Below are 24,608 nucleotides of genomic sequence, written 5' to 3' on the forward strand. Positions count from 1 at the left end.
CGCCCGCAGGCGGACGCGCCGACGACCCGCTGCACGAACCCATTCGACAGGACACGACCCACATGAAATACATTTCCACGCGCGGCGCGGGCCTGAACGCCGGCGAGCCGCAATCGTTCTCGAGCATTCTCCTCGGTGGCCTCGCCCCCGACGGCGGCCTGTACCTGCCGACCGAGTATCCGCAGGTGACGGCTGACGAACTGCGCGCCTGGCGCCAGTTGTCCTACGCCGAGCTCGCTGCGAAAGTGCTGACCAAGTTCGCCGGCGATATCCCCGCCGAGATTTTGGCGGACCTCACGCAGCGCACGTACACCGCAGAGGTTTATCGCAATGTGCGTCCCGGCGAAGACGCCGCCGAGATCACGCCGTTGCTGCCGCTCGGTGTCGAGAACGGCACGCCGCTCTCGCTGCTGGCGCTCTCGAACGGTCCGACGCTCGCGTTCAAGGACATGGCCATGCAGTTGCTCGGCAACCTGTTCGAGTACGCGCTGGCGCAGCACGGCGATGCATTGAACATTCTGGGTGCCACGTCCGGTGACACGGGTAGCGCGGCCGAGTATGCCATGCGGGGCAAGGAAGGCATTCGGGTCTTCATGCTCTCGCCCGCCGGCAAGATGAGTGCGTTCCAGACGGCGCAGATGTACAGCCTGCAGGACCCGAACATCTTCAATCTCGCGGTCGAGGGCGTGTTCGACGACGCGCAGGATATCGTCAAGGCGGTATCGAACGATCACGCGTTCAAGGCGCGCTACAAGATCGGCACGGTCAACTCGATCAACTGGGCGCGCGTCGTGGCGCAGGTGGTGTACTACTTCAAGGGCTACTTCGCGGCCACGGGCGGCAAGTCGGGCCAGGACGGCGAAGTGTCGTTTACCGTGCCGTCGGGCAACTTCGGCAACGTCTGCGCCGGTCACATCGCGCGCATGATGGGCTTGCCGATCCGCAAGCTGGTGGTGGCCACCAACGAGAATGACGTGCTCGACGAGTTTTTCCGCACCGGTCGCTATCGCGTGCGCAAGTCCGCCGAAACGTTCCATACCAGCAGTCCGAGCATGGACATCTCCAAGGCGTCGAACTTCGAGCGCTTCCTGTTCGACCTGCTGGGGCGCGACGCCCAGGCAACGGCCGAGCTGCTGTCTAAGGTCGAGCGCGAGGGCGGTTTCGATCTCTCCGGCACCGAGGCGTTTGCGCGTGTGGCGCAGTTCGGGTTTGTCTCGGGCCGCAGCACGCACGACGACCGCGTGGCCACGATTCAGGACGTGGCCACGCGCTACGGCGTGGTCATCGACACGCATACGGCCGATGGCGTGAAGGTCGCGCGCGAAGCGCTCGAGCCGGGGGTGCCGATGGTGGTGCTCGAGACGGCGCAGCCGGCGAAGTTCGCCGAGACGATTCGCGAGGCGCTGCATCGCGAGCCGCCACGTCCGGCGGGCTTCGAGCGGCTCGAGTCGCTGCCGCAGCGTTTCGAGACCGTGCCGAACGACGTTGCGCGCGTGAAGGCGTACATTGCGGAGCACACCGGCCTGTAAGCCGGCGTGCGCTGTTCTCAGACTCCCGGGCCCACCCTCATGCTGAGTACTCAAGAAGCTCTCGATGCCGTGCTGGGCGCCGCGCGTGCGCTCGGCCGTCAAGAGACGGTCGACACGCTCGCGGCGAACGGTCGCGTGCTGGCCGCCGACGTGATCGCCACGCTCGATGTGCCGCCGATGGACACGAGCGCCATGGACGGCTACGCCGTCCGGTTGTCGGATCTGCGTGGCGCCGAGACGGTCTTGCCCGTCTCGCAGCGCATTCCCGCCGGTCACGCACCGGCGCCGCTGGCCGAGGGCACGGCGGCGCGCATCTTCACCGGCGCGCCGGTGCCGCCGGGCGCCGACGCCATCGTGATGCAGGAGCAATGCGAGGTGCGCGGGGACGGCACGGTGGTGATTCGTCATGTGCCCGCGGCCGGCGAGTTCATCAACCGGCAGGGCGCCGACATCCGTCGCGGCAGCGTGATCCTCGCGGCGGGCACGCGCCTGCGCGCCCAGTCGCTCGGACTGGCGGCGTCGGTGGGCATCGCGAAGTTGCAGGTGGCGCGCCGCCTGCGCGTGGCGGTGTTCTTCACCGGCGACGAACTGACGATGCCGGGCGAGCCGCTGCGCGAGGGCAGCATCTACAACTCGAATCGCTTCGTGCTGCGCAGCCTGCTGGAGAACCTGGGCTGCGAGATGACCGATTACGGCATCGTGCCGGACAATCTTGCGGCCACGCGGGCGATTCTGCGCGACGCCGCGCGCGGCAATGATCTGATCATTACGTCGGGCGGTGTGTCGGTGGGCGAGGAAGATCACGTCAAGCCGGCGGTGGAGGCCGAAGGGCGGCTGAATCTGTGGCAGATCGCACTCAAGCCCGGCAAGCCGCTGGCGTACGGCGAGGTGAATCGTCCGCGCGGCACGGGGGATGCGAACGAAGCGTCTCACGCGAATCGCGAGCACGGTGCGGGGGGCGATACGGCGCACTTCATCGGCTTGCCGGGCAATCCGGTGTCGAGTTTCGTGACGTTCCTGCTGTTCGTGCGACCGTTCATTCTGCGCTTGCAGGGTGTGACGGACGTGGCGCCGCGCCGCATCGCGATGCGAGCCGACTTCACGCAGAAGAAGGCGGACCGTCGCAATGAGTTCGTGCGCGCCCGAGTCAACGATCAGGGCGGTCTGGAGGCGTTTCCGAACCAGAGTTCCGCGGTGCTCACCTCGACTGTCTGGGGCGACGGCCTCATCGACAACCCGCCCGGACATCGCATCGAAGCAGGGCAAACGGTGGCATTCCTGCCGTTTTCCGACCTTCTATATTGAGAGACAGGGGCGCCGCCCTTGCGGCGCGCCGGGAAAGCATCCATGCAGATCAATCTTCGCTTTTTTGCCAGTGTGCGCGAGGCGCTGAACGTTGCCGAGGAGCCCAACGTGGAAGTCCCCGAGGGGGTTGCCACGGTGGGAGACGTGCGTCGGTGGTTGTGCGCTCGCAGCCCTGTCTGGGCCGAGACGCTCGGCGAACAGCGCGCGCTGCGCATGGCGCTGAATCACGAGATGGTGCCGGCCGGCACGCGGCTCACGCCGGGCTGTGAGGTCGCGTTTTTCCCGCCGGTCACCGGCGGCTGACCCATTCGGGATCGCCGCCGCCCGCGCGGCCGCGCCGGGGCGCGCCAGCGGGGCTCGGATGAGCGGCAACCCCCGGCCCGCCACCCCTAGACAGGAAACGTCGACACCATGCCGATTCGCGTACAGACCGAGGATTTCGACCTGTCGGAGGAGATCCGCCAACTCCGTGCCAACGACCTGCGCGTGGGCGCCGTGGCGAGTTTTGTCGGCACCGTGCGTGACCTGAACGACGGCAAGGATGTCTCCCGCATGACGCTGGAGCACTACCCCGGCATGACGGAGAAGGCGCTCGCGACGATCGTCGCCCAGGCGCATGAGCGCTGGCGCCTGTTCGATGCCCTGGTCATTCATCGTTACGGCGATCTGGGGCCGGGCGACCAGATCGTGCTGGTGGCGGTGACGTCGGCCCACCGGGGGGATGCGTTCGCGGCGTGCGAGTTCATCATGGACTACCTGAAGACCGAGGCGCCGTTCTGGAAGAAGGAATCCACGCCGCAGGGTGAGCGCTGGGTCGACGCGCGGGAGACCGACACCGTGGCTCGGGAGCGCTGGACGAAGGACGGCGGTCGGTGACCGGTCGAGACGACCTGAGCGCGCTCGCGCCAGCGGGCGTCGAAAATACGCTTTTCTGCAAATAAAATTGGCGAATTTCAGTCAAATTCGCCGATCGATTCATTCTTGAGGTCGAGGCGGTCGGGCTTGCTTCACGCTATCGAGCAACAGACGTTGCGCCGGTGGCAGCGAATACTCCCACCCGAAGAGATTCAATTGAAGGCTCTCCGCGATCCGGATGGCCGGCTCCGCAAAAGCGAACGCGGCCTGCGGTTCGAAGACGTTGTCCAACGTGTCGAAGAACAGGGCGAGCCAGCGGCTGAAATGCTCGCCGCTCAGATGCGCGAAAGGCTGATGCGCCTGCGTCACATTGCCGCGGTACCGCTTGGCACCGAGCACGATGCTGGCCCAGAACGACACCATTTTCTCCAGATGCATATCCCAGCGGCCTTCGAGCGCCTCGCGAAAGACGGGGCCGAGCATGTCGTCGTCGCGGATGCGTCCGTAGAACGTATGCACGAGCAGCCTTACGGCGTCTTCGTCGATGACCGCCAGCCGCGCGGTCGGCCATTCTGCCGTGGCTTGTGGCGCAACGCCGGCGAAGGCGTCTGACGCCGTTCCGGGCCGCGCGTGCGGCGCTGCACGGTCGGACGGCGGGTTGCCGGGCAGCGTCTGTGTGTCAGGATGACTCATGGTGCGGCGTGCTTAAAATGACTATTATGAGCTTCAAACCCGGGCGTGTCCCACGCATTCCCGTGCGTGGTTTCGAGGCGTTCCCGGCGAGCGCCGCGCCCCCCGATTCCGGCGTGCCTCGGGCGACATGAGAAAGGTCGGTCTCGCGCCTTAATGCCCCTTGAAACCACAGGGGATTGTCCGCACATCCGATGCAGAAATGATTTCTTACCGGAGCACGAGATGCGACAAGACAAATTCACCACGCAGTTCCTGGAAGCGCTGGCTGATGCCCAAAGCATGGCAGTCGGTCGCGACCAGCAATATATCGAGCCGCTGCACCTTCTCGCCGCGCTGATCGCCCAACCCGAAGGCGCGGCGCGTTCGCTGCTGCAGCGTGCGGGTGTTCAGGTCCAGCCGCTGGCGCACGATCTCGAGACGGCCATTGCAAAGCTGCCGCAGGTACAGGGCACCGACGGCAACGTCCAGGTCGGCCGTGAACTCGCGGGCCTGCTCAACCAGGCGGACAAGGAAGCGCAAAAGCACGGCGATACCTACATCGCCAGCGAAATGTTCCTGCTCGCGCTGGCCGACGACAAGGGCGAGACGGGCAAGCTCGCCCGCGCACGGGGCCTCACGCGCAAGTCCCTCGAGGCGGCCATCGAGGGCGTGCGCGGCGGTCAGTCCGTCGACAGCCAGGATGCCGAGGGCCAGCGCGAGGCCCTCAAGAAGTACACGCTCGACCTGACCGAGCGCGCGGCGCAGGGCAAGCTCGATCCGGTGATCGGGCGCGACGACGAAATTCGCCGCACGATCCAGATTCTTCAGCGTCGCACCAAGAACAACCCGGTGCTCATTGGCGAGCCGGGCGTGGGCAAGACCGCGATCGTGGAGGGCCTCGCGCAGCGTATCGTCAACGGCGAAGTGCCGGAGTCGTTGAAGAACAAGCGCGTGCTCGCGCTCGACATGGCGGGGCTGCTCGCCGGCGCCAAGTTCCGCGGCGAGTTCGAGGAGCGCCTGAAAGCCGTGCTCAATGACATTGCCAAGGACGAAGGCCGCACGATCCTGTTCATCGACGAAATTCACACGATGGTTGGCGCGGGCAAGGCCGAGGGCGCGATGGATGCGGGCAACATGCTCAAGCCGGCGCTCGCACGCGGCGAGCTGCACTGCATTGGCGCGACCACGCTCGACGAATATCGGAAGTACATCGAAAAGGATGCCGCGCTCGAGCGTCGCTTCCAGAAGGTGCTCGTCGACGAGCCGAGCGTCGAGGCGACGATCGCCATTCTGCGCGGCTTGCAGGAAAAGTACGAACTGCACCATGGCGTGGAGATCACCGACCCGGCCATCGTGGCGGCGGCGGAACTCAGCCAGCGCTACATCACGGACCGCTTCCTGCCGGACAAGGCCATCGACCTGATCGATGAGGCGGCGTCGAAGATCAAGATGGAAATCGACTCGAAGCCGGAAGTGATGGACAAGCTCGACCGTCGTCTCATCCAGTTGAAGATCGAGCGCGAAGCGGTCAAGAAGGAAACCGACGAGGCGTCGCAGAAGCGTCTGGCACTCATCGAGGAGGAGATTGCGCGCCTGGAGCGCGAGTACGCCGACCTCGAGGAAGTCTGGACCGCGGAGAAGGCGGCCGTGCAGGGTAGTGCACAGGTCAAGGAAGAGATCGACCGCGTGCGTGCCGAGATCGCGAAGTTGCAGCGCGAGGGCAAGCTCGACAAGGTGGCGGAGCTGCAATACGGCAAACTCCCGCAACTCGAGGCGCAACTCAAGGATGCCGATGCGGCCGAGGCTGCGGGCCAGCAGGCGCATCCGCGACTGCTGCGCACGCAGGTGGGTACCGAGGAGATCGCGGAAGTGGTCTCGCGCGCCACGGGTATCCCGGTGTCGAAAATGATGCAGGGCGAGCGCGAGAAGCTGCTCAACATGGAAGCCAAACTGCACGAGCGCGTGGTAGGTCAGGACGAGGCGATTACCGCCGTGGCCGACGCCATCCGCCGTTCGCGTGCGGGGCTGGCCGATCCGAACCGCCCATACGGGTCGTTCCTGTTCCTCGGGCCGACCGGTGTGGGCAAGACCGAGCTGTGCAAGGCATTGGCGATGTTCCTGTTCGATTCGGAGGATCATCTCATCCGCATCGACATGAGCGAGTTCATGGAGAAGCATAGCGTGGCGCGCCTGATCGGTGCGCCCCCAGGCTATGTCGGCTATGAAGAGGGCGGCTATCTGACCGAGGCCGTGCGTCGCAAGCCGTACAGCGTGATCCTGCTCGACGAAGTCGAAAAAGCGCACCCGGACGTGTTCAACGTGTTGTTGCAGGTGCTCGACGACGGTCGCATGACCGACGGTCAGGGCCGTACCGTGGACTTCAAGAACACGGTGATCGTGATGACGTCGAACCTCGGATCGTCAATGATCCAGTCGATGGTCGGCGAGCCGCAAGACCGGATCAAGGACGCCGTGTGGACGGAGATCAAGGATCACTTCCGCCCGGAATTCCTGAACCGGATCGACGAAGTCGTGGTATTCCACGGACTCGACCAGAAGCACATCGAGTCGATCGCCACGATTCAGATCGAGATCCTGCGTCAGCGCCTGGCCAAGCTCGACATGCATCTGGAGGTCAGCAAGTCTGCGCTCGCCCACGTGGCACGCGAGGGCTTCGACCCGGTGTACGGCGCGCGTCCGCTCAAGCGAGCCATTCAGCAGGAGATCGAGAATCCGGTCGCCAAGCTGGTGCTTGCCGGCAAGTTCGGGCCGAAGGACACCATCCCGGTCGACTGGCGCAACGGACGCTTCACCTTCGAGGGGGAGACGGCCGCGCAGGTCAGCCGCGAGACGGAGGCGGCGGCCGAATAAGCCGTCGGCCCGAGAGGCCGGCTCACCCGGCGGTCACGACCGCCGGGTGCCCGCTTCAACGTCGATCGTCCGCGTGTTCCGAGCGTGGTGACGCCCAATGGGGCAGACATCGTCAGTGTTATCGGGACCATTCGTCCCAAACACCCCTCTCGCAGGGGTGTTTTCATTTGCCCCGAGCCCCTAGAGTTCGTGCGCTCGACGGATTCAGCATCCTCAGTGTGATGCTGTGTCCGGAATTGCCGCGCCAACGCCACCGATACTGTCAAGCGCAGCCACCGCTTCGGGCGACAAATGCAATCCTGAGGCAGCGATGTTCTGCCGCAGATGGGCAACCGAAGCGGTTCCTGGAATCAGCAGGATATTGGGAGAGCGTTGCAGAAGCCACGCCAGCGCCGTTTGCAATGGCGTCGCCCCGCAGTCGGCCGCGACCCGCTCAAGCGTGGCCGACTGCAGCGGCGAGAATCCGCCCAGCGGGAAGAAGGGCACGTAGGCAATTCCTGCTTTCGCCAGTTGCTCGACCAGCCGGTCGTCGTCCCGGCGGACAAGGTTGTACTGGTTTTGCACGCAGACGATATCGGTCATCGTCCGTGCCTGAGCGATCTGATTGGCCGTGGCGTTGCTCAGGCCAATGTGCCGAACGATGCCCTTGCGTTTCAACTCCGCCAGCGCTGTCAGGGGGGCTTCCAGATCTCCCTCCGCCGGGGCCGCCACGTCGAACATCAGGCGCAGGTTCACCACATCCAGCACCTCCACGCCCAGATTCCGCAAATTGTCGTACACCGCCGATTCCAGTTCGGCGGGAGACATCGCCTTCTGCCACGAGCCATCTGCACCGCGGCGTGCGCCGATCTTGGTCACGATCACCAGGTCATCCCGGTAAGGATGCAGCGCCTCGCGAATGATCTGGTTGGTGATGTGCGGACCGTAGAAATCGCTGGTGTCGATGTGGTTGACGCCCATCTCCAATGCCGAACGCAACACAGCGATGGCCTGCTGCCGGTCCTTCGGTGGACCGAATACATGCGGGCCCGCCAACTGCATGGCGCCATAACCCATGCGGATGACTTCGAGATCGCCGAGCATGTAGCTGCCGGCTTGATTGGCCTGATTCATCTTTTCTCCCTGGTCGCGGACAGCGGTAACGTCAGCGCAGTCTAGGAGCTTGCCGGTTGTGCGACAATCTCGCGCAATAAGACAGCTTGTGCGGAATTCCAGACAATCTGACAGTCATGGCCGATTTGCAAGACATTGCCGCCTTCGTGGCCGTCGCCACGCAGGGGGGCTTTCGCAGCGCCGCACGTATCTCGGGTTCCAGCGCGTCGCAACTGAGCGAGGCGGTGCGCCGACTTGAGTCGCGTCTTGGTGTGCGTCTGCTCAATCGCACAACACGCAGCGTGGCGACTACCGATGCCGGCCAGCGCCTGCTGGAACAACTGACGCCTGCGCTGAGCGCCGTCGAGTCGGCGCTGGACGTGGTCAATGGCTTTCGTGACCGTCCCGCTGGCCGCTTGCGGCTGAATGTTCCGCTGGCTGCCTCCAAGCTGGTATTGCCGCGCATCGTTCCGCAGTTCCTCGCCGAGTACCCCGAAATCTGCCTGGAGGTGATCGTGGAAGATCGCTTCGTGGACTTGCTGCAGTCAGGCTGCGACGCCGGCATCCGGTATGAAGAAAGCATGGATCAGGACATGGTGGCGGTCCCCATCGGACCACGGCGTCAGCGCATGGCCCTGGCGGCTTCGCCAGGCTATCTCGCGCAACACGGCAGACCGCGCCATCCGAACGATCTACGCGAGCACATTTGTCTGCGCGGGCGCTTTTCCAGCGGTGCCATGCCGCCCTGGCAGTTTACGCACCAAGGGAAATCATTCACGGTGGAAACAAACGGACCGCTGATCGTGAGCCTTGGCGCCGCCGCTGACTTGGCCGTTGATTCGGCAGTCGCTGGTGCGGGCGTGATCTATCTCTTCGAGGAATGGCTGCAGCCTTACATCAACCGTGGGGAGCTGGAACCGTTGTTGGCGCCTTGGTGGCCCAGTTTCACCGGTCCGTTGCTGTACTATCCGGGCCGGCGCTACCTTCCGGCGCCATTGCGGGCCTTCGTGGACTTCGCGAAGAACATTCGCTGGTAGCATTTGAACAAGCGCAGGCAGCAATGGGAAGCGCCGGACCGCGTCGCGCCGCACCACTCGCGCCGGCCGGCAACCGCTGGCGCCATGCCGGTGCCGTTCGTCGCAAGATGCATGCGGTGGGCGACGCCATGCCGCATCGTCATGCCATGATCCATTCACAGCGAGGACATCATGGCGACGATCGTGGTAATGCATCTGGCCGCCGCAGCGGTGGCGGTGGGGCTCGGCATCGGCATCCTGTTCATACGACGGGGCACGCCGAGGCACCGGTGGCTGGGGCGTCTCTGGGTTGCGGCGATGGCGGCGACGGCGCTCTCGAGCTTTGGCATTCGCGGCATCGGCGGCATCGATGGATCAGGCGGCACGCAGCTTTCGTGGCTGCACGTCCTCTCGTCGTTCGTGCTGGTGAATCTGGTGCTGGCGGTGCGGGCGATTCGTCAGGGGCGCGTGCAGAGCCATCGGCGACGCATGCTCGGACTGTACGCCGGGCTGCTGATCGCGGGCGTGGCCGCAGTGGCGGTACCGGGGCGTGCACTGAACCGTGCGCTCGTGTCGCTGTGGCAGCATGACGCGACACAGCCGCAGGCCTGCGCAAATTGCGCTCGCGGCGTTTCCGGGGCGGGCGTTCGCTTGGCGCCCACCGCGCCCGACGCGGCGACCGAATCGGACAACGACAAGCACGGAGACAGCGGCACGGATGGCGGCATCCAAGGCAATACCGGTACCGACGGCAACACGGGTATCGATAAGCAAGCGGGACCAGGACAACAAACGCGAAGCGCACATACGGCCCGGGAAAGACTGTCCGTGACGACCGACCCAACGCACGCGTGAAAAAGACGTCGACAATGAGACAACCGCAATCCGTTGAGACCGCACGCGCGGCGCCTGCGCGAGCGACGCGTGGCCCGTGGCAGACGTTCTGGCGCGAACTTGCCGGCGTGGCGATGTTCAACACGCTCATCGCATTGGGGCTGCGGTATATCGGCTTCGGTGGCACCTTCGCGCAGAACCTCGTGTTCAGCCAGTGCATCGGCTTGTCCATTGCCGCGCTGGTGGACGGCGGACGTCGCGTCCTCTGGCGCGAGCGCGCGCCGCCCATCGGGCCGTTTCTCGCTCTCGTGGTGCTGGGCTGCTTTGGCGGACTGACGGCGGGCATTGCCATGGGCGCGGCATTGCTCGGTCTGCCGATGTCGATGTGGCGCCCCGTGGGCAATCATTCCGTGTCCATCGTGCTGGCGGTGGCATTGGTCGGTACCGGCATTGGCACGTATCACGGCTGGTCGCGCGCCCGACTGTCGCAGCTGCGCGAAGCGGCCGCGCAGCAGGCGTTGCGCGAGGCGTCGGTGGAGCGGCAACTCGTGCTGGCGCGGTTGCAGACGCTGCAGGCGCAACTGGAGCCGCATTTCCTGTTCAACGTGCTGGCCAATCTCGACGCACTGATCGCCAGCGACCCCGCACGTGCGCGCGCGCTGTTGGCCCACCTGAACCGCTTCCTGCGCGCGTCGCTGGCTGCCACGCGTGCCGAGGCGACGTCGCTGGCCGACGAATTCGCGTTGCTCGACGCGCTGCTGGCCATCCAGCGGGTGCGCTTCGGCGAGCGGCTGCGCTACACGATGGATCTGCCCGAAGACTGCCGCGCCTTGCGCGTGCCGCCGATGCTCGTCCAGCCGCTGGTCGAGAATGCCCTCAAGCACGGCGTGGAGCCGCTCACCGATGGCGCCGCCGTGCACGTCGCGGCATGGCTCGAGACGTCCGGCGAAGCGTCGCGACATGTCGTCATCCGCGTCGCGGACGATGGCGCAGGCTTTCGCGCCGAACCAGGCGCCGACGGCCTGGGATTGACGAATATCCGCGAACGCCTGCGCATGCGCTACGGCGACACTGCGAGCCTGACGCTTGCCGAGGGTGTGCCGCGTGGCGTCGTCGCCACGTTGCGCTTGCCGATGAGATCGGCCAGTTCGGCCCATGCGTCGCCAACACAGGTTTTTGGTCCCGGAGAGTGGAGTGCATGACATCCCCCGTCGCCCTGATTGCCGAAGACGAAATCCTGCTGGCCGAGGCGTTGCGCGACATGCTTGTGCAGGCCTGGCCCGAGTTGCGTGTGCTGCCGGTCGCGCCGGATGGCACGTCGGCGATCGCCGCCATCGCGCGGCATCAACCCGACGTCGTGTTTCTCGACATCGCGATGCCCGGCGCGACGGGTATCGACGTGGCACGCGCCTGTGCTCGGCTGAGCCGGCCGCCCCAGATCGTGTTTGTGACGGCGTTCGACCGGTTCGCACTCGACGCGTTCGACGCGGCCGCCGTCGACTATCTCCTCAAGCCGGTGCAGCCCGATCGCCTTGCACGCACGATCGCGCGGCTGCGTGACCGGCTGGGCGCCCCCGATGACGGCGCGCTCGCGCAACTCTTGGTCACGCTGCGCGAGCGGTTGCAGGGCGGGGCACTGCCCGCAAAGGGGCCGATGGCGGGGCGCGATTACCTGCGCTTCGTGCGAGCGTCGGTGAAGGACGAGGTTCGAATCGTGCCGGTCGAGGACGTCTGCTTTTTCGAGGCGGCCGACAAGTACGTCGTCGTGGCGACGGCCGACGGTGATCTGCTCATTCGCACCAGCTTGCGCGAGCTGTTGCCGCAACTCGATCCGTCGCGCTTCTGGCAGGTGCATCGCAGCACGGTGGTGAATGTGGCCGAAGTCGTGAGCGCGCAGCACACGCCGCTGGGGCGCCTCACGCTCAAGCTCAGGCGCCGCAAGGACCGTGTGGCCGTCAGTCGGCAGTACGCTCACCTGTTCCGGCAGATGTAGGGTCGGGTACGGCGGCGAAGAACTCGCTGGGCGTTCGGCCGAAAGTGCGTTTGAACATCGCGGAAAAGGCGCTCTGGCTCCGATAGCCGAGTTCGCGGGCGATACGCGCGAGCGGATAGCCCTTCGAGGCGAGCGGAATTGCCTGCGCCAGAACGACCTGCTGACGCCACTGCACGAAGCTCATGTCGAGTTCCTGTCGGAACAACCGGCCGATGGTGCGCGGGCTCGCGCCGACATGGCGCGCCCATTGATCGAGTGTCCAGGGGCGCGCCGGGTCGGCCAGCATGGCGTTGCAGAGCGTAAGCAGGCGCTTGTCGTGGGGCAGGGGTACGACCAGCGGCAGCGGCGAGGCGCGTCGCAGTTCGTCCAGGATCAGAGCGCCCACCAGTCGTTCGCGAGGCGCGTCGAGTTCGGTGTCCGGCACGTCGATGGCGGCGATCAGTTCCCGCAGCAACGGCGACACTTCCACCACCCGGCATTGGTCGAGACCCTCGGGAACCACGTCCGGATGCACGTACAACGTGCGCAGATACGACGGCTCGTTGACCTGGAGGCTGTGCTCGACATCCGGCGGTATCCAGATCGCGCGAGACGGCGGCACGATCCAGGCGGCGTCGGCCACGGCGATCTGGATGACGCCGCGCGGCGTGTAGGCGACCTGCGCCCACGCATGCCGATGCCCCGGCACCACGATGCCGTCGCGCAACGGCCGCGCCCGCAGACGCACCGGACGCTCGCGCGTGGGCGTGAACGCTTCCGGCACGATAGGGGGACCGCTTGTGCCATTCGTGTCGTTCATGTCAGTCGCGACGCGCGTGTGAGCGATCGGCACGCGCGAGCGGGCAGGCGTGGCGGCCGCCTCGGTGCGCTCGGCACCCGCAGGTTCGGGCGCTCCGACCGTCGGGGGCGTGAGGTTGGGCATGGTGTCAGCGCGACAATTCGGGTTTCGTAAGTGTAAGCTTGATGCCGATGAATTCCGAACGGGATGTGGGCGATGACGACGGCAATGCACGACACGAGCGGGATTGGCGAGGGGAATGAGGGCGGCGATCACGAAGCGGCGCGCGACGACGCGTGCCACGCGTTCGTTTATGGCACGCTGCGCGCGGGCGAAATCAACGACATGCGTCTGGCCGCGGCGCGCCACGGCATTGCGGCGCCGATCTACGTCGGCACCACGTCGCTCGGTGGCCGTCTCTACGATTTTGGTGCCTACCCGGGCATGGTGCTCGCGCGTGCCGACGAGGGGGGGGCGAGCCGCGTCGTCGGCGACGTGTACCGCATACCGGCGGCACTCGTTCCCGTGCTCGACGAAATCGAAGAGGTGTACCCGGGCGAGCCGGGGCGCTTTGTCCGAGAGGTCCACGAAGTCGAGTGCGGCGGCACGACCTATGCGTGCATCGTGTATCCGGTGAGCGAATCCGCGGTCGTCCGGCTGCCCCGTATCGATGGCGGCGACTGGGTCGCCTACCGCCGCGCACGCGATGGGGCGGACACCTCCGGTGTCTCGGGGGCGCCGGCGATATCCGAGGACGCCAGCCGGAAAGCATTGAACGAGCGGCAGGCGTCGTAGAGGCCAGTGCCGACGGGGCGCCGGGCGTCGATCCGGCGCACGGCGCACCGACACGGGAGCGATGAAGCGTTGCGCGATCGCCTCGGACTGGCTGCGTGGCTGGGTGTTGGCGAAGACTGTCTGCGTGGGCTATGCCGCACGCATCGCCATGTCCGAATATGACCAGCAGGGGGCGAGGCGATATGGGACGATGCAGCCGTTCCCATTCTCGCGGCGGCCACGTGCGCCGTCTCCCAGACCATGCGTTCGTCAGACATTGCCCGATTGCTCTTGCTCTCCGCCATTTGGGGGGCTAGCTTCCTGTTCATGCGAATCATCGTGCCGGCGCTCGGGCCGCTGCCCACGGCATTTCTCCGCGTGGCGCTGGGGGCCGTCGGGTTGGCGGTGATTCTGCTCGCGCTGCGGGTGCGCTGGGCGTTCAAGGGCCTGCTCGGCGCCTCGATGTTGCTGGGCGTGATCAATTCAGGCATCCCCTTCGTCATGTACTGCCTTGCGGCGCGCGTGCTGCCGGCCGGCTATTCCGCGATTCTCAACGCCACCACCCCGCTGATGGGCGTGGTGATCGGCGCCATGGGCTTTCACGACCGGCTCACCGGAGCGAAGGCGCTGGGCGTACTGGTCGGGCTGGCCGGCGTGGCCGTGCTCACGCGCACGGGCCCGGTCACGATGTCGGGACCGGTCGTGATGGGCGCGTTGGCGTGCCTGGTAGCCACATCGTGCTATGGCCTCGCGGGATATCTCACGCGCCGCTGGATCACTGAGCGTGGCGGTCTCGACGCGAAGCTCGTCGCGTTCGGCAGCCAGTTGGGGGCAGCGCTCGTGCTGCTGCCGTTCTTCGGCTACGTGTCGGCCACCTCCGGCATGCCGGGACAGGCCACGGGCGGCGTCTGGGCCGCGGTGGCGGCGCTCGGGTTCCTCTGCAGTGCCATCGCCTACATGCTGTACTTCCGTCTGATCGCCGACCTCGGCCCGTTGCGCTCGCTGACGGTCACGTTCCTGATACCGCCGTTCGGCGTGCTCTGGGGAGCCCTGTTCCTGAACGAAGCCGTCACGCTGGCACACCTCGTCGGCGGGTGTTTCATCGCGCTAGCCGTGTGGCTCGTCTGCAAACCCCCCAGGACCGCTGCGTCGACGCAGCGCGCCGCCTCATAGCGAGGCACCGGGCTGCGGCCTCCCCGTCCAACTCGCTTTCTCCAAGGCCGGTCGTGGGTACGACTGGCTTTTTTCATGATGCGGAATGTCTTTGCGTTGCGTAAAAATTTGCGCTGCTTGGCACAACGCGATGATTTCAGGAAGGGAAATATCGTTTCACATCAAGGAAATATTTCTCTATCTATTTGATTTTAAGCAATAAAAAATATGATCTGATACTGCAATTGGTTCTGTTGCGTTGCATGAGAAATCCCTAAACTCTTATACAAGACCTGCCGATCAGGGCACGCCGAAAGCGGTCACCGCGGACCCGGCGACGATCAGGCAGCAAGCGTCACCCCCGTCTTTTATTTGTATTGAGAAACCAGGAGAGATCATCATGACGACCCGTCAAGAGCAAGTGAAGCAACTCGAGCAGGACTGGGCGAACAATCCGCGCTGGAAGGGTATCAAGCGTGGCTACTCGGCCGAAGACGTGGTGCGTCTGCGCGGTTCGATCCAGCCGGAGCAAACGCTTGCCCGCCGCGGTGCGGAGCGCCTGTGGAGCATGATCAACGAGGAGCCGTTCGTAAACGCCCTGGGCGCGCTGACCGGCAATCAGGCCATGCAACAGGTCAAGGCCGGTCTGAAGGCCATCTATCTGTCGGGCTGGCAGGTCGCCGGCGACGCCAACCTCGCGGGCGAGATGTACCCCGACCAGTCGCTGTACCCGGCCAACTCGGTGCCGCAGGTCGTTCGCCGCATCAACAACACCTTCACGCGCGCCGATCAGATTCAGTGGTCGGAAGGCAAGAACCCGGGCGATGAGGGCTACATCGACTACTTCGCCCCGATCGTGGCCGATGCCGAAGCCGGCTTCGGCGGCGTGCTCAACGCCTTTGAACTGATGAAGGCGATGATCGAAGCGGGCGCCGGCGGCGTGCACTTCGAGGATCAGCTCGCCTCGGTGAAGAAGTGCGGCCACATGGGGGGCAAGGTTCTGGTGCCGACGCGCGAAGCCGTGGCCAAGCTGGTCGCCGCGCGCCTCGCCGCCGACGTGCTCGGCGTGCCGACCGTGCTGATCGCCCGTACCGACGCCGAAGCCGCCGACCTGATCACCGCCGACGTCGATCCGCTCGACCAGCCGTTCTGCACCGGCGAGCGCACGGTCGAAGGCTTCTACCGCACCCGCAACGGTCTTGACCAGGCGATCGCCCGCGGTCTGGCCTATGCGCCGTACGCCGATCTGGTGTGGTGTGAAACCGGCAAGCCGGACCTCGAATTCGCCAAGCAGTTCGCCGAGGGCATTCACAAGCACTTCCCGGGCAAGATGCTTTCGTACAACTGCTCGCCGTCGTTCAACTGGAAGAAGAACCTCGACGACGCCACCATCGCCAAGTTCCAGAAGGAACTCGGCGCCATGGGGTACAAGTTCCAGTTCATCACGCTGGCCGGCTTCCACAGCCTGAACTACTCGATGTTCAACCTGGCACACGGCTACGCCCGTCGTCAGATGAGCGCCTTCGTGGAGTTGCAGGAAGCCGAATTCGCTGCTGCCGACAAGGGCTTCACGGCAGTCAAGCATCAGCGCGAGGTGGGTACGGGCTACTTCGATGCCGTCACGCAAACGATCGAGCGCGACGCATCGACCACGGCCCTGAAGGGTTCGACGGAGGACGAACAGTTCTTCGACGAGAAGAAGGCGCAGGTCAAGGCAGCCTGACAGGGCTGAGGGAGGGCGCGGTGCGCCCGTGGGCGGCGATGGGCGTGGGGGCACATCGTCGAACCCGGAACGACATCGCGTCATGACCGCGCGTCCGGCCTATCCGGCTGGGGCAGCCCGCACTGCGGTCCCGTCGCAGTCAGGGCTGCGAAGCACGCCTGAACGAGAAAAGGCCCGTGAGCTTATCCCGCTCGCGGGCCTTTTTTCATGCGCTTTCACCAGGCCGGCGCACCTGCGCCATCACATCAGCGGTAGACCAGCACCGGAATCTTGGAGTGCACGAGCACGCGCTGCGTCTCGCTGCCGAGCAACAGGCTGGTCAGTCCACGCCGCCCGTGCGAAGCCATCAGAATGACGTCGCACCCATGCCGCTCCGCCGCGTCGATGATACCCAGGTAGGGCGCCGGAAAAGTGGAACTGCAACGATCGAACGGCACCCCCGCGGCCGCCGCCGCCTCGGCCAGTTTGTCGAGATGCGCGCATGCCTCTTCGGCAATGCGTTCGCTGAATGTGGCCGGCGCTTCGAGTACGTATTCGCTGAAGGGCGAGTAGGGGTACTCCGCGAGGCAGCAATAGCCGGTCACTCTGGCCCCCAGCGCGCGTGCCAGTTCGAGTCCGCCGGTTACGGCCTTTTCGGATAGCTCCGAGCCGTCGGTCGGAATGAGGATGTGGGTAAACAGCATATGACCTCCCGCAGTTGGCGTTGCTGAACACGCGTTCACAGGCTCGCGCAGGTATCACGGTCTCGCACCCGGTCCGCGGTTTCGGAGTTCTCGATGCCGGTTCCCTGCGCATCGCCTGCGGACCCTTCGCTTCGATTCTATGGCTTTGGCGCGACGCAACAACGGGGGCAAACCCGATGGCGTGCCGCCAAGCGCGGCCCCCGTCTTCAGTAAAGCGTAATCCTGGGTGCGCCGGCATTCGGCATGCGTCAAATGCGTGCGAATTTCGCAAATTCGATACCTCGGACGTTTCGTCGTCCGTTTGACAGCGTCTTGCCATCGCATCGACGTCGAGACGTCTGTCTGTCCTCAGACGTGGGCTACGCCGCCGACGTTCCAGGCAACCGGTGTGTCAGATCGATGCGCTCCCGTGGGAACCGAGCGCGGGTTGCGGACGATGTGCCGTGTCGTCCTGCCAGTAGGCGGGGCTGCTGTAGTGATGTTTGAGATGGTCGATGAACAATCTGACGCGCAGCGGCAGATGGCGGCGCTGCGCAAATACGGCGTGAATGCCGATGGGCGGCGCGGCGAAGGCGTCGAGTACCGTGACGAGGCGTCCGGCGCGGATGTCGTCGCCCACCTCCCACCACGAGCGCCACGCGAGCCCGTAGCCTTCGAGACACCAATCGTGCAGCACGGCGCCGTCCGTACATTCTATGTTGCCGTTCACACGGATGGTCACGACCTTGCCGTCCTGCGAGAAGGTCCAGCCGCGTTGCTGATTCGCGGTCGACCCGAACGCGAGGCAATTGTGCTGGGCGAGGGCGTCGAGCGACTCCGGGCGACCGTGTTGCGCGAGGTAGCCGGGCGATGCCACGCACACCCGCCGGTTCTCGCCCAGGCGCAACGACACGAGGCTCGAGTCGGGCAATTCGCCCAGACGGATGGCGCAGTCGAAGCCTTCGTTCACCAGATCGACCAGACGATCCGAGAGATCGAGCGTAACGCTGACGTCCGGGTGCGCTTCGATGAACACCGGCAGTAGCGGCGCGACGTGCCGCCGCCCGAACCCCGCCGGCGCCGATAGCCGCAAATGCCCGCTGGCCTTGACGCCACCTGCCGACACGGCCGCTTCGGCGTTGTGCATTTCGTTGAGGATCCGTTGGCAGTCCTCGAGAAAGGCCGAGCCCTCGAACGTGAGGGTCACGCGACGCGTGGTGCGCACGAGCAGCTTGACGCCCAGGCGCGATTCGAGCGCGTCGATGCGGCGTCCGATCACAGCCGGCGCCACGCCCTCGAGCGCGGCGGCGGCCGACAAGCTCCCCTTGGCCGCCACGGCGACAAACGTCTCGATCTGCTTGAAGCGATCCATGTGGTCGATTATGTACTAAAAAGTCACAGATAAAGTGATTAATGCGCTCTTTTATGCTGGTTGATATCAATAATACAATCGAATCGCAATGGCAAGCATATTTGCGTAATACCCAGTATTCCCCAGGAACCCGCATATGGCCTCCCGCATTCAGGCAGTGATCTTCGACGCGTACGGCACGCTCTTCGACGTGTATTCCGTCGCTGCGGCCGCCGAGCAGCAGTTCCCCGGTCACGGGGCGGCGCTCGCTGACCTGTGGCGCGTCAAGCAGATCGAGTACACGCAACTGCGCTCGCTCTCGGGCCCGCGCGGCGAGCGCTACCGGCCGTTCTGGGACATTACCGCCGACGCGCTTCGCTACGCTGCCGCGCGGCTGAACCTCACGCTCTCGCCGGTGGCGGAAAAGCGCTTGATGGACGAGTACACCTGCCTGTCGGTGTTCCCGGAAAACCCGCCCGTGCTGCGCGCGCTGCGCGCGATGGGACTCGGCCTGGGGGTACTGTCCAACGGCGATCCGCGCATGCTCGATGTCGGCCTGAAGAGCGGCGGCATTCTCGATCTGTTCGATCATGTGCTGTCGGTTGACGCCGTGCGCAAATACAAGACGGCCCCCGAGGCCTACCAACTGGGTCCCGACGCGTTCGGCGTGAGCGCCGGGGCCATCGTTTTCGTCTCCAGCAACGGCTGGGACGCGGCCGGCGCCACCTGGTTCGGTTACCCGACGTTCTGGGTCAATCGTGCCGGGCTGCCGGTCGAACAACTCGGCGTCACGCCGCAAGGGATGGGGCGCGACATGCGCGACTTGCAGCGTTTCGTCGAGGCATTGAAGGGAGCGCGCGCCTGACATCCCGAGCGGTGTGAGGCCTCGTGCAAAGCCCCTGATGTTTTTCCTTGCGGCGCACTCCCATACATAAATCAAGATAGCTGGAGATTCCCGATGTCCCTTAGCCTGCCCCCCGGCATGCAATTGCATGTCGATGCTGCCGATATTCATCCCGATTACGAGGCGATCCTGACCCCCGAGGCGCTTGCCTTCATCGCCAAACTGCATCGCACGTTCGAACCGCGGCGCCAGGCCTTGCTCGCCGAGCGTGTTGCCCGCGCCGCGCGGCTCGACGCTGGCGAGATACCCGACTTCCTGCCCGAGACGCAGGCCATTCGCGACGGCGACTGGCGCATTGCACCGTTGCCGCAGGCGCTGCAATGCCGTCGCGTGGAAATCACCGGGCCGGTCGAGCGCAAGATGATCATCAACGCGCTGAACTCGGGGGCGGACAGCTACATGACCGACTTCGAGGATTCGAATGCGCCGAACTGGCACAACCAGATGCAGGGCCACATCAATGTGCGCGACGCCGTTCGCGGGACGATCCACCTGGAGCAGAACGGCAAGCAGTACAGGCTCAACGACAAGGTCGCCACGCTGATCGTTCGCCCGCGTGGCTGGCACCTCGACGAGAAGCACGTGAGCGTGGACGGCGAGCGCATGTCGGGCAGCCTGTTCGATTTCGGTCTGCATTTCTTCCACAACGCCAAGGTGTCGCTCGAGCGCGGATTCGGTCCGTACTACTATCTGCCGAAGCTCGAGAGTCATCTCGAAGCACGCCTCTGGAACGATGTCTTCGTGCTCGCGCAGAACGAGCTGAGCGTGGCGCAGGGAACGATCAAGGCGACGGTGCTCGTCGAGACCATTCTCGCCGCGTTCGAAATGGACGAGATTCTGTATGAACTGCGCGAGCACAGCTCCGGCCTGAACGCCGGGCGATGGGACTACATCTTCTCTTGCATCAAGAAGTTCAAGGTCGATGCCGATTTCTGTCTGGCCGACCGCAGCCGAATCAACATGACGGTGCCGTTCATGCGCGCCTACGCGTTGCTGCTGCTCAAGACCTGCCATCGTCGCCATGCGCCGGCGATTGGGGGCATGAGCGCGTTGATCCCGATCAAGGCAGGCCAACGAACGCGCAATGGCGGGCATTCGCGCGGACAAGGCGCGCGATGCGACTGACGGCTACGACGGCGGATGGGTGGCGCATCCGGGGCTCGTGCCCGTGGCGATGGAAGAATTCGTGAAGGTGCTGGGCGATCGTCCGAATCAGATCGACAAGCAGCGCGACGACGTGACGGTCAAGGGGCGCGAGCTGCTGGAGTTCAAGCCCGAAGCACCGATTACCGAAGCGGGCCTGCGCAACAACATCAACGTCGGCATTCATTACCTCGGCGCCTGGCTTGCGGGCAACGGATGCGTGCCCATTCACAACCTGATGGAAGACGCGGCCACGGCCGAGATTTCACGATCGCAGGTGTGGCAATGGATTCGCTCGCCGAAGGGCAAGCTCGAGGACGGCCGCAAGGTCAGCGCCGAGCTGGTGCGAGAGCTGATTCCTCAGGAGCTGGCCAATGTGAAGGCGCTCGTCGGGCAGGTCGCGCCGACTTACGATCGCGCCGCCGTGATCTTCGAGCAGATGAGCACGAGCGCAGACTTCGTCGACTTTCTCACGTTGCCGCTTTACGAGGAAGTCTGACGCTGAAAGCCGTCCGGCGTGTCCGGAGTGGCCGCGACCGTGTCGTGGCGCCTGACGGCGCCACGAGTGGGACGATGGTGACATCGTCCCATTTCGTTCTGAGGCGGCTTTGTCTTGTTTGGGGCGCCGCGCTACACTGAACGTTGAGTGACAGGTTCTTCAAGGATGCCGATGCCAGCCGATTTTCCCGATGACGCCCCGGGCAGCGCACGCACCGATGCACACGCGCCGACGCCGCGCGCTGCGCGCAAGCCGCGTGGTCCCGGCAAGGTGGTCGAGACGCGCCCTGCGGCGTTGCGGGGCTTGTACCCGCCTATCGAGCCCTACGAGCATGGCATGCTGGACGTGGGCAACGGGCACCGCATCTATTGGGAGCGGTGCGGGAATCCGCTCGGCAAGCCTGCGGTGTTTCTGCATGGCGGCCCGGGCGGTGGCTGCTCGCCGGAGCACCGGCGACTCTTCGACCCCGCGAAGTATTGCATCACGCTGTTCGATCAGCGCGGTTGCGGGCGTTCGACTCCGCATGCGAGTCTCGATTACAACACGACGTGGGACCTCGTCGACGATATCGAGCGGCTGCGAACGAAATTCGGTTATGACCAGTGGCTCGTCTTCGGTGGGTCCTGGGGCAGCACGCTGGCGCTGGCCTATGCGCAAACGCACGTCGAACGCGTGAGCGAACTGGTCGTGCGCGGCGTTTTCACGGTACGCCGCGAGGAGCTGCAGTGGTACTACCAGAAAGGGGCGTCGTGGCTGTTCCCGGATCGATGGGAGAAGTTTCTCGCGCCGATTCCGCTGGAAGAGCGCGGTGACCTGATGCGCGCATATCGGAAGCGTCTCACGAGTCCCGACGAGGCCGTGCGAATCGAGGCGGCCCGCGCGTGGAGCTTGTGGGAGGGCGGCACGATCACGTTGCTGCCGGACGACCATCTCGCCGAAGCGTTCGGCGATCCACACTATGCCATTGCATTTGCGCGCATCGAGAATCATTACTTCGTGCACGACGGCTTTCTGAAGCCGAATCAACTGATCGGCGGCGCGCCGATACTGCGCGACGTGCCGGGCGTTATCGTGCAGGGCCGTTATGACGTGGCCACGCCCGCGCGCACGGCATGGGAGTTGCACAAGGCGTGGCCCGAGGCCGATTTCTTCTGGGCCGCCGACGCCGGACACGCATTCAGCGAACCCACCGTTCTGCATTGGCTCGTCGAAGCGACTGACCGTTTCGCTGCGACATAGTCCATTCGCGAATTGCGGCAACCGTGACGGGCGCTCCAAAACAAAACCCCGATACCGACGATTGACGTCGATATCGGGGTTTTGCGTGTTCTGGCGAGGACGCGCGGCCTGCGCGTCCTGAGGGTTGCCTGCGGGCTCAGTCGCCGCGGCGCTTGCCGAAGCCACCGCCATTGCCACCATTGCCACCATTGCCGCGATTGCCGAAGCCACGATCCTGGCGTGCGCCATCGAAGCTGCGGTTGCCGCGGTCCTGACGGTAGCCGCCGCCCTCGAATGAGCGACCGCCGCGATCCTGGCGGTTGCCCTCGAACGGACGCGGCGCGCGACGCTCGAAGCGGTCGGTCGCGCTGCCGTTCGAGAAGCCGTTGGCACCTTCGTTCTGCTGATAGCCACCGTGGAAGCCATTGCTTTCGCGGCGCTCGAACGGGCTACCGGCCGGCTTGTTGCCGCCGAAGCGCTGGCCGCCCTGATAGCCGCCGCCATTGCCCTGGCGCGGACCGTTATTGCTCCAGCGACCGCCGCCGTTGCCCTGACCATGACGCGGACCGCCACGGCCCGGACCCGGACGCTTGCCGCCCGCGCCCGCCTTGGGCGGCGAGCGACGCGGCTCGAAGCCCGCGACCACGTTGACCGGCAACGGTTGGCGCGTATAGCGCTCGATGCGGCGCACTGCGCCGATTTCGGCGTGCGCGGCGAGGCTCACGGCCACACCGCGACGACCGGCGCGGCCGGTGCGGCCGATACGGTGGACGTAGTCTTCCGCGAACTTCGGCAGATCGTAGTTGAACACGTGCGTGATGCCCGGCACGTCGATGCCGCGCGCGGCCACGTCGGTGGCGACCAGCACGCGAACGCGACGCTCGCGCAGGGCGCGCAGCGTGCGGTTGCGCACGCCTTGCGGCATGTCGCCGTGCAGAGCGGCGCTGTCGAAGCCGGCTTGTTCGAGCTGATCGGCGAGCAGATCGGCGTCGCGCTTGGTCGACGTGAACACGATGGCCTGGTCGAGGGCATCGTTGCCGAGCAGGTGCGTGAGCAGACGGTCTTTGTGGGCGCGGTCGTCCACGTAGTGCAGCGTTTGCTCGATGTTGGCGTTGGTGCGTTGCTCGCTGCCGCGCGTGATCTCGATGGTTTCCGGATCGCGCAGCAGGCGACGCGTGATTTCGCCCATGCGGCCATCGATCGTTGCCGAGAAGAGCAGCGTCTGGCGCGTTTCGGGCGTGGCGTCGACGATGGTCTGGATATCGTCGATGAAGCCCATGTCGAGCATGCGGTCAGCTTCGTCGAGCACGAGCATCATCAGCTGGGACAGGTCGATCTTGCCGCTGGAGATGTGATCGAGCAGGCGGCCCGGCGTGGCCACGATGATCTCGGGCTGCTTGGCCAGCATTTCGAGCTGACGCGGGTAGGGCATGCCGCCCAGAATGCTCACGGTGCGCAGGCGGCGAAGTTGCTTGCCATACGTATCGGCGGCGGTCGAGACCTGTTGTGCGAGTTCGCGCGTCGGCGTGAGCACGAGCAGCAGCGGCTGGGCGGCCACGCGGCGCACGCGCTGGCCCTTGCGGGGCTTCTCGCCCGGTGCGGCCGGCTGATTGCGCGGATGCGCGGCCGGCGCACGGCTATTCAGCTCGCCGCTCGCCTGCATTTCGGCAAAGCGATGGATCGCCGGCAGCATGAACGCCGCCGTCTTGCCGGAGCCGGTCGGGCTCGACACGAGCAGGTCGCGTCCGGCGAGCGCGGCCGGGATGGCGCGCTGCTGCACGGGCGTCGGATGGTTGTAGCCGGCGGTGGCAAGCGCGCTCAGGATGGCCGGATTCAGGCCGAGTTCGGCGAACGTGGGCTGGCCGTCGTTTTCGCCGACGGTTGCCGTCTCGACGATGGCGTCAGCATTTTCTTCGGACGAAGGGAAGTACGTCTGCGCGAGCGCAGACAGCTTGGAAGTCTGTTCCATGTATCCTCTTGCGGATGGATGGGTTATGTCGGGGCGTTGGCGCCAATCGGCAAACCCAATTCGTCGCAAGCAGGAAGCAAATCGCGGATGGGGCAGAAAGCGGATCGAAATCCGTATCGTAAGCCAGGGGACGGTGGCGGGTCGTTCCTCAGGAACGCCAGTACCGGCAAAAACTACAACGGCTTATCACAGGATTGGGGCAAAACGCGGTTTTTCGTCGCCTGAAGGGAAAAGCATGAATCCTTGCGAGGCGAAGCGCGCATTATAC

The 24,608-nt window shown here is 65.2% G+C and carries 19 protein-coding genes and 2 pseudogenes; 15 read left to right on the forward strand and 6 right to left on the reverse strand.

Translation table 11 applies throughout. The annotated features are described in order from the left end of the window. Positions 1-62: 62 nt before the first annotated feature. The 4 genes from thrC (at position 63) to moaE (ending at position 3,710) form a co-directional block, all read left to right on the forward strand. Positions 63-1,529, forward strand: coding sequence for a threonine synthase (gene thrC / locus PMO31116_RS16885; protein WP_150567754.1), 1,467 nt, complete (start codon positions 63-65; stop codon positions 1,527-1,529). 39 nt (positions 1,530-1,568) lie between these two features. Then, positions 1,569-2,834, forward strand: coding sequence for a molybdopterin molybdotransferase MoeA (locus PMO31116_RS16890; RefSeq protein ID WP_150567755.1), 1,266 nt, complete (start codon positions 1,569-1,571; stop codon positions 2,832-2,834). A 42-nt stretch (positions 2,835-2,876) separates the two neighbouring features. After that, entirely contained in the window at positions 2,877-3,137 is a 261-nt protein-coding gene (gene moaD / locus PMO31116_RS16895; protein WP_150567756.1) for a molybdopterin converting factor subunit 1, read from the forward strand. Between the two features lie 108 nt (positions 3,138-3,245). Further along, positions 3,246-3,710: a molybdopterin synthase catalytic subunit MoaE gene (moaE, locus tag PMO31116_RS16900; RefSeq protein WP_150567757.1), complete on the forward strand. Its 465-nt coding sequence runs from the start codon at positions 3,246-3,248 to the stop codon at positions 3,708-3,710. 99 nt (positions 3,711-3,809) lie between these two features. On the opposite strand, the gene PMO31116_RS16905 is transcribed toward moaE, so the two are convergent. Further along, positions 3,810-4,382, reverse strand: a complete 573-nt coding sequence (locus PMO31116_RS16905; RefSeq protein WP_246185343.1) for a group III truncated hemoglobin — start codon at positions 4,380-4,382, stop codon at positions 3,810-3,812. A gap of 222 nt (positions 4,383-4,604) precedes the next feature. Between PMO31116_RS16905 and clpB the strand changes: the two genes are divergently transcribed. After that, a complete protein-coding gene (clpB, locus tag PMO31116_RS16910) occupies positions 4,605-7,232 on the forward strand; it encodes an ATP-dependent chaperone ClpB (RefSeq protein ID WP_150567758.1) in 2,628 nt (875 codons plus the stop codon). A 213-nt stretch (positions 7,233-7,445) separates the two neighbouring features. Here clpB and PMO31116_RS16915 read toward each other — a convergent pair whose 3' ends face one another. Further along, the gene (locus PMO31116_RS16915) at positions 7,446-8,345 is read right to left on the reverse strand and encodes an aldo/keto reductase family oxidoreductase (protein ID WP_150567759.1); all 900 of its coding nucleotides are present in this window, start codon (positions 8,343-8,345) and stop codon (positions 7,446-7,448) included. Between the two features lie 116 nt (positions 8,346-8,461). Here PMO31116_RS16915 and PMO31116_RS16920 point away from each other — a divergent pair, with 116 nt between their 5' ends. From PMO31116_RS16920 to PMO31116_RS16935, 4 genes are all read left to right on the forward strand, one after another. Continuing rightward, positions 8,462-9,361, forward strand: a complete 900-nt coding sequence (locus PMO31116_RS16920; RefSeq protein WP_150567760.1) for a LysR family transcriptional regulator — start codon at positions 8,462-8,464, stop codon at positions 9,359-9,361. Between the two features lie 171 nt (positions 9,362-9,532). Further along, positions 9,533-10,195 carry a DUF2306 domain-containing protein gene (locus PMO31116_RS16925; protein ID WP_150567761.1) on the forward strand — a complete coding sequence of 221 codons (663 nt, stop codon included), beginning with the start codon at positions 9,533-9,535 and terminating at the stop codon, positions 10,193-10,195. A 14-nt stretch (positions 10,196-10,209) separates the two neighbouring features. Beyond that, on the forward strand, positions 10,210-11,376 hold the full coding sequence (locus PMO31116_RS16930) for a sensor histidine kinase (RefSeq protein ID WP_150567762.1): 1,167 nt from the start codon (positions 10,210-10,212) through the stop codon (positions 11,374-11,376). Next, complete coding sequence (locus PMO31116_RS16935) at positions 11,373-12,167, forward strand: LytR/AlgR family response regulator transcription factor (protein ID WP_150567763.1); 795 nt, start codon at positions 11,373-11,375, stop codon at positions 12,165-12,167. The genes PMO31116_RS16930 and PMO31116_RS16935 overlap by 4 nt, the downstream gene beginning before the upstream one ends. On the opposite strand, the gene PMO31116_RS16940 is transcribed toward PMO31116_RS16935, so the two are convergent. Continuing rightward, positions 12,130-12,966, reverse strand: coding sequence for an AraC family transcriptional regulator (locus PMO31116_RS16940; RefSeq protein WP_150567821.1), 837 nt, complete (start codon positions 12,964-12,966; stop codon positions 12,130-12,132). The genes PMO31116_RS16935 and PMO31116_RS16940 overlap by 38 nt on opposite strands. Before the next feature lie 225 nt (positions 12,967-13,191). Here PMO31116_RS16940 and PMO31116_RS16945 point away from each other — a divergent pair. The 3 genes and pseudogenes from PMO31116_RS16945 to aceA all read left to right on the forward strand — a co-directional run. Beyond that, positions 13,192-13,659, forward strand: a pseudogene (locus PMO31116_RS16945) (gamma-glutamylcyclotransferase family protein); the annotation flags it as partial. Between the two features lie 321 nt (positions 13,660-13,980). After that, positions 13,981-14,892, forward strand: coding sequence for a DMT family transporter (locus PMO31116_RS16950; protein WP_150567764.1), 912 nt, complete (start codon positions 13,981-13,983; stop codon positions 14,890-14,892). Positions 14,893-15,271: 379 nt separating this feature from the next. Further along, positions 15,272-16,594, forward strand: a complete 1,323-nt coding sequence (aceA, locus tag PMO31116_RS16955; RefSeq protein ID WP_150567765.1) for an isocitrate lyase — start codon at positions 15,272-15,274, stop codon at positions 16,592-16,594. 245 nt (positions 16,595-16,839) lie between these two features. On the opposite strand, the gene PMO31116_RS16960 is transcribed toward aceA, so the two are convergent. Both PMO31116_RS16960 and PMO31116_RS16965 read right to left on the reverse strand, forming a co-directional pair. Then, positions 16,840-17,274 carry a universal stress protein gene (locus PMO31116_RS16960; RefSeq protein ID WP_023874136.1) on the reverse strand — a complete coding sequence of 145 codons (435 nt, stop codon included), beginning with the start codon at positions 17,272-17,274 and terminating at the stop codon, positions 16,840-16,842. 394 nt (positions 17,275-17,668) lie between these two features. Further along, positions 17,669-18,628, reverse strand: a complete 960-nt coding sequence (locus tag PMO31116_RS16965) for a LysR family transcriptional regulator (protein ID WP_150567766.1) — start codon at positions 18,626-18,628, stop codon at positions 17,669-17,671. A gap of 136 nt (positions 18,629-18,764) precedes the next feature. On the opposite strand from PMO31116_RS16965, the gene PMO31116_RS16970 reads away from it, so the two are divergent. The 3 genes and pseudogenes from PMO31116_RS16970 (at position 18,765) to pip (ending at position 22,392) form a co-directional block, all read left to right on the forward strand. Beyond that, positions 18,765-19,472 carry a haloacid dehalogenase type II gene (locus PMO31116_RS16970; RefSeq protein WP_150567767.1) on the forward strand — a complete coding sequence of 236 codons (708 nt, stop codon included), beginning with the start codon at positions 18,765-18,767 and terminating at the stop codon, positions 19,470-19,472. Positions 19,473-19,565: 93 nt separating this feature from the next. Then, positions 19,566-21,153, forward strand: a pseudogene (aceB, locus tag PMO31116_RS16975) (malate synthase A). Positions 21,154-21,456: 303 nt separating this feature from the next. After that, positions 21,457-22,392, forward strand: a complete 936-nt coding sequence (pip, locus tag PMO31116_RS16980) for a prolyl aminopeptidase (protein ID WP_150567823.1) — start codon at positions 21,457-21,459, stop codon at positions 22,390-22,392. Between the two features lie 136 nt (positions 22,393-22,528). Here pip and PMO31116_RS16985 read toward each other — a convergent pair whose 3' ends face one another. After that, entirely contained in the window at positions 22,529-24,340 is a 1,812-nt protein-coding gene (locus PMO31116_RS16985; RefSeq protein WP_150567768.1) for a DEAD/DEAH box helicase, read from the reverse strand. Between the last annotated feature and the right edge of the window lie 268 nt (positions 24,341-24,608).

The sequence above is a fragment of the Pandoraea morbifera genome (assembly GCF_902459575.1).
Lineage (GTDB): Bacteria > Pseudomonadota > Gammaproteobacteria > Burkholderiales > Burkholderiaceae > Pandoraea > Pandoraea morbifera.